The organism is Methanoregula sp. (assembly GCF_049518935.1).
GTDB lineage: Archaea > Halobacteriota > Methanomicrobia > Methanomicrobiales > Methanospirillaceae > Methanoregula.
In genome coordinates this window covers 1-5,438 of the sequence record NZ_JBEKRH010000044.1, presented here as the reverse complement: position 1 = coordinate 5,438, position 5,438 = coordinate 1, and the positions used below count along the sequence as shown (strand labels likewise).

Sequence of the window (5,438 nt, the reverse complement as noted above, 5' to 3'; positions counted from 1 at the left end):
TTCATCTGAATCGTGAATCTTCTTGCTTTAAGATCGCCACTGAACTTTCTTTTCAGTACGGAGAATCTATTTTCAACGAGTTGTCGTCTGGGATAAATAGTGTCATTGAACTGACGAGCCATTTCCTGACGGTAAGTACCTCCGATAACGTCGTTCTTCCAGGAGCGAATAGGGATAACAGAGTTGGCATGGAGATCTTCTCGGATCAGCCGATGAATCGCTTCAGAATCGTATCCTTTGTCCATGACGTAACAATCCGATTTCTGGGTTTTGTGACATTGTCGAAGTAATTTCTCGGCATGTCGGGTATCATGGACCCGGCTTTTCGAGGCAACAAATCCGGTAATCACCTGTTGATCAGTATCAACTGATATCGAAGTTTTCAGGAAATGTTTCCGGATCTTCCCGGTTCTTTCAGAGAAATAATGGCTGCAGTACCCGCTCGTAAATCCCGAAGAATCAATAGCCGTTATCGGAATATTGTCATTAGTAGTATAGAACAGGTTCACGGTCTTTCTGAAGGTGAACCGAAGATAAAGTGTTTTTATCCGACAGAGAAATTTCTGGAGCGTAGTGAAATGGGGTATTACGGATAGATCAAGGATCTCCTGAACTCCCTCCATATCTCCGACATCTTCAATGAATTCCCAGTAGTGCTGGTTCCGGAAATCTTTGAATAAAATCAAGACGAGCAATTGGTGTTGGGTGTAAATTCTCTTGGAATATTTGCATGAATACGGCTCGCTAATCTTCTTGTTGTCTCCTTACTTTTTGAACACACATTCTGGTAAGGAGACAATGTACCTTTGATCTTCCGGTCGTCGGTACTATCTCTTTTAGATTAGGATTTCTACAGAGCAGATAAAATTGAAAAATTCGTTATTCGATGGTAATTTTTCCTTATTTCTCATGAGATTTTTCACCCATGATATCCCTGATATAGTATTTCATTTTATTCTGGGATGAATTGGATCCATTTTCCTGAATATGCCCATCGTTCTCTTTTTCTTCTGATTCCCTTCCGGTATTAACGGTTTGGCTTGGGGATTGTTTTGAGAGATTACTGTTGCTTTCGATAAAGGAATTTAAGGCCGATCTGGGGATCCTCCAGGCACGGTAGGATATTTTTGTGCCGGTGAGTTTCCCGGATCGTAACCATAAGTGAACGGTTTTCTGGTGGATCCCTAGGATATCAGCAACCTGTTGGGGGGTAAGCAGCTGTGTATCTTCATCCATAATATTACCAATGATTCCATTTCCTTATAATCTTTAACTGATATATCACAACAATTCGTTACAAAACCGTTGATTTTTAGATGAGGGATCGCGATCTGCGCATTGTCGATCGAATATCCCGTGTAATTTAGATTCCATATTTTTTTATTTTCCCAAATTGGTCAAGTATAAGTATTATTTATCAATCCGCTTAATGCGGATTGAAATTTTTTACGCTGAAAAAATTATTGATTTTATCGTGGTCGTTTTGGAGGACTTCAGCAGGTAGAATCCCGAATAGAGGTACAAGGAGAGTTCCTTTGTCACTGTTGCAAGGAAATAATTAAGTTGTTTTGAGCACAGGCAGTCGTTCCGGAATATATACTCCCCTGCTACATGATCCGTTAGTGATATGGGGATCAACCCTTTCAATCCAGATGTACCCATGGATTCCCAAATGCCGCAGGACTTGATCTCATGATGACGGTGGCAACAATCATACCCCTCTAAATATTATGTGACATTAACAGAACAATAGAAATTATACGATGCATTTTTTAATTTCTCTCACGATTATCAATCAAATCTCCCGCAATCTCCCCTTTGGGCGTGCAGTCCGGTTAGATGGGATTTTCGATTAATTTTTCCGAGTTATCGTGCTATAGCATTTTTTAATCGACTTATGATCACATCTCCGATCCACCTGGATGTATCCAGTTATCCTAAATGCCCGATCAAAAATATCAATGTCGCACATTTTATGTATAGCATCATATGGTTTATTTAAAGACCTTCCAGAGCAGATTTAAACACATATATCTGCCCACTTTTGACGTATTCTTAAAAAATACTGATAATTTGAGTGATTATGCATAATATAATATCAGGACTTCCGATTACTTTCTGTGAGCCAAGTCTGGCCGGGCATCTTCCTTACCTAGGGATTCCCCAATGAAAAATGGCAGACTACTTTGGCTCCTGATGACGGATTATTTTAGGGTTATATACGTAAGGGACAAAAAAATCCCCAATCTGACTATCAATCCATAGAGGCACTCAAAGAGCTGCAGAACGTTTACGACAATACGGACTCGACAAGGATCGGGTTTTATGGAGGATATCTGGATCTCAATCCCCAGACGGGGGATCTTCAATTTAGTCAAGATTCTTGGAGCATGGCCGGGGAGTCAAACCCCGGGAGCGGGTTTATTGTTTACGAGATCCCGGATGCGGCCCAGCCTCAGGACCTGTCTGTATGGGGAGGGTTTGGTAACTTTGGGACAGCTATCTGGAGGCTGGCATAATGCCTGCTCGCGATGTGCATCTTCGTTGGGAGCGTAAGGGCCAGAAGCGGATCCTACCGGAGCTCATCTTGAAGCGGCTCTATCATGCGGCAGGGTTGAAAATAATGCAAAATATCGACGAGAGCCGACGATAGGAAAATAATATGTTCCCGAGGTAATATAGCAACATATGGTTTAAGAAATCGTAGCGCGTTATAATCTTCGTTGATCTAAACCAACCATAATTTAAGCAGATTTCCCTTTTTTTCTAACAATGGTAGTAGATGCCTATATAAACATATCGCAAGATCGATGACTGAGGTATTAAGTACCTCAAAGAAAGTGGAGGGGTCGAATTTCCCGACAATCCTCAACTTTCAAAAGGAACGAATGCTAGCAACACCCGTTTCTTTTGAAAGATTAATAAGGATTGTGATACCGGAGTTTGGGTTTTCCGCAGTTAGGAGATTAAAAATGTCACCGTTAAGGGGACCTTTAAACCTGGTCAATGACGGAATCGACCTAGTAAAAGGTATCATCATACTGATGTTCCTGGTCGTTATCCTTGTCGCGATCGGGAAAATTGTATAAATATCCGAAAACGCGAGGGGGATAGATCTCCCTCCCGTAAGGATGATAGGACTCATTTTCACGCTATCATGGGCCCGGCAGCTGAGGCTCGTCAGAATGTCATAGATTATTGATACTATAGTAAAAAAGGCTTAAACCAAATCCACGTCTAGAGTTCATATGGATTATCGGGCATTTTTTAATGTCCCAATGACCCCGGCGTGATGCATGGGGTGAGAGAGAAGCCATCAGTGAGCCACAAATAGGAATCCCGGATTGACCATCACAGGACAAAATATCTTCAGACAGGGCCGGGGGCATTGATACCCTTCTTCCCCCGCGTCCCTGGTAATGGATCCAGCTGGGTCCTGAAGCATTATGATTCGCCAAATTGATCAGTGAGATCCCACAAACACCGGCGAGGGAGCCCGCTATTGCGTTTCTGTTGGCATTTCTCCCTCTCGATTAGGGAAATTACCTGCTGAATGAAAAGAAGGCCTGTTTTGCGAACCCTATATTCTCAATATTACATATCACTAAATAAAATAAAAAAAATACCATCATTTATGACAAGAAGTGAGCCGATTCTTTTCGGCCTCCTCATAATTGGGTTAATGTACCTTTTACCGATATTTGGCACGGGGTTATTGGGTCAAATGTCAATTCAACTGTTAACAAATGCTTGCAGCGTTGGGATTGTAAGTGGAGGGGGCTGTATTCTCTTCCCGGAAATATTTTATCTGGGACGGATCTTTTCAATTGTCGTTATCGTCATAGGGATTTTCTGGAGTAAGGAGGAACCCCCCATAAAACATGAGATAACTCCCTTAAAAATTGAGAGGTCTGAACCTCTTATTGATCTACAACCCGAATTCACCGTATATAAAATGAAAGCAATTAAAACCGAAATAACCTTGTTTTCGTATTTGAGGCAAATCTTGCAAAATTCCGTATGGTATTGTTTTTGATATCTGAAAGGATCTATGATTTCATTTTTGAAAAAGAGGAAGGTTAAATATTGAGTCTATAGTAAAAAAGATTTATATCCAAAACCTACCATTCAATTACTAAGCACACGGCTGGCACAGTGCCGGAGTCATGATCCGAATCTGTTCTTTGCCCAGGCCAGGGCCGAGTAAGTCGCTGTGCGAGCAAGAAAGTGTGTGAAGTGGTTTACGCAAAACAGCCTGTAATGCGATGTCCAAATTAAAATTCGAGACTTCGCAGAATAGGTATTCTGCGCAAACCTTTATTTATTTGAGATAAGATAGAATAGAGCATGGAAAGCGGTTATTTTTCGGAGTGGCTTAAAAGCTACCGAAACTATCTCCGCATGCGGAATTATTCTCCCCGCACACTGGACAGCTATGAGCAGGTAATCAAACACTTTGGATATTATGTCTGGCTCAGGCGAAATACGGATGTGACAAAACTTGTTTTCTACTGGAAAGACTTCGAAAAGGCAAGACTAGATACTGCCGTCGACGTCACTCCGGTGATCATCAATGATTTTCTTTCTTTTGTGTCATCGATGCAGACGTACAAACCGAAAACTTTCCACCGTATCATCTCCACGCTGAGTTCGTTTTACCGGTACCTGTATTCGCAAGGGATCGTCACTGCCAATCCAATAACGGGAATTGATCGCCCCAGAATCAAACAACAGGATATCAAGTATTTGAAACATAATCAGGTTCTGAGGCTGATCGATTCCATTGAAGATCCCCGTGACAAGCTCATTGTCAGGACGATCTACGCCACGGGCGTTCGTGTGTCCGAGCTCTGTAATATGAATCTTGAGGACATCGATTTCGATGAACATACGATTAAAATCCGTGGAAAGGGTGACAAAATCCGTGTAGTGTTCGTTGATGATGATACACTTACTGATATCCTCAAATTCATTGGCAACCGTATCGTTGGACCGCTTTTTGTCGGACAGCAGGGAAAACATATCTCTTCACGGGCTATCCAGCACATCTTCAAGCATTATGCACCTTCCGGTATAACTCCCCACAAGATCCGCCACAGTTACGCAAGTGAATTATATCGTCGCTCTAAAAATCTACGGGTTGTCCAGGAAAACCTTGGTCACACTTCAATCAAGACGACTGAAATCTATCTACATACGGATATCGATGAACGACGCCAAGTTTACCAGCAATATTTCCCTCTCTCCGGAACTCACGAAAACTCCTGATTTTTGTGCTCTGTAGAAAACCTCAACGATAAGAAATTGTAAGAACCAGTGGATGTTACAGACAATCATTTTGTTAGCGATTTCTTTCATTTGAATGAGGAACCGTCTTGCTTTGAGATCCCCGCTAAACCTTCTTTTCAGGACAGAGAATTTATTTTCCACAAGTTGTC

General features: G+C 41.8%; 4 protein-coding genes. 2 read left to right on the top strand and 2 right to left on the bottom strand.

Annotation, left to right across the window (positions count from 1 at the left end):
* Both ABSE13_RS13055 and ABSE13_RS13050 read right to left on the bottom strand, forming a co-directional pair.
* A partial coding sequence (locus tag ABSE13_RS13055; protein WP_424028952.1) for an IS5 family transposase occupies positions 1–686 on the bottom strand: 686 nt, incomplete at its 3' end.
* Between the two features lie 214 nt (positions 687–900).
* Positions 901–1,236 carry a helix-turn-helix domain-containing protein gene (locus ABSE13_RS13050; protein WP_424028951.1) on the bottom strand — a complete coding sequence of 112 codons (336 nt, stop codon included), beginning with the start codon at positions 1,234–1,236 and terminating at the stop codon, positions 901–903.
* A gap of 2,398 nt (positions 1,237–3,634) precedes the next feature.
* On the opposite strand from ABSE13_RS13050, the gene ABSE13_RS13045 reads away from it, so the two are divergent.
* Together ABSE13_RS13045 and xerA are read left to right on the top strand one after the other, a co-directional pair.
* Positions 3,635–4,036: a hypothetical protein gene (locus tag ABSE13_RS13045; RefSeq protein WP_424028950.1), complete on the top strand. Its 402-nt coding sequence runs from the start codon at positions 3,635–3,637 to the stop codon at positions 4,034–4,036.
* A 311-nt stretch (positions 4,037–4,347) separates the two neighbouring features.
* Complete coding sequence (gene xerA, locus ABSE13_RS13040) at positions 4,348–5,268, top strand: site-specific tyrosine recombinase/integron integrase (protein WP_424028949.1); 921 nt, start codon at positions 4,348–4,350, stop codon at positions 5,266–5,268.
* Positions 5,269–5,438 lie beyond the last annotated feature (170 nt).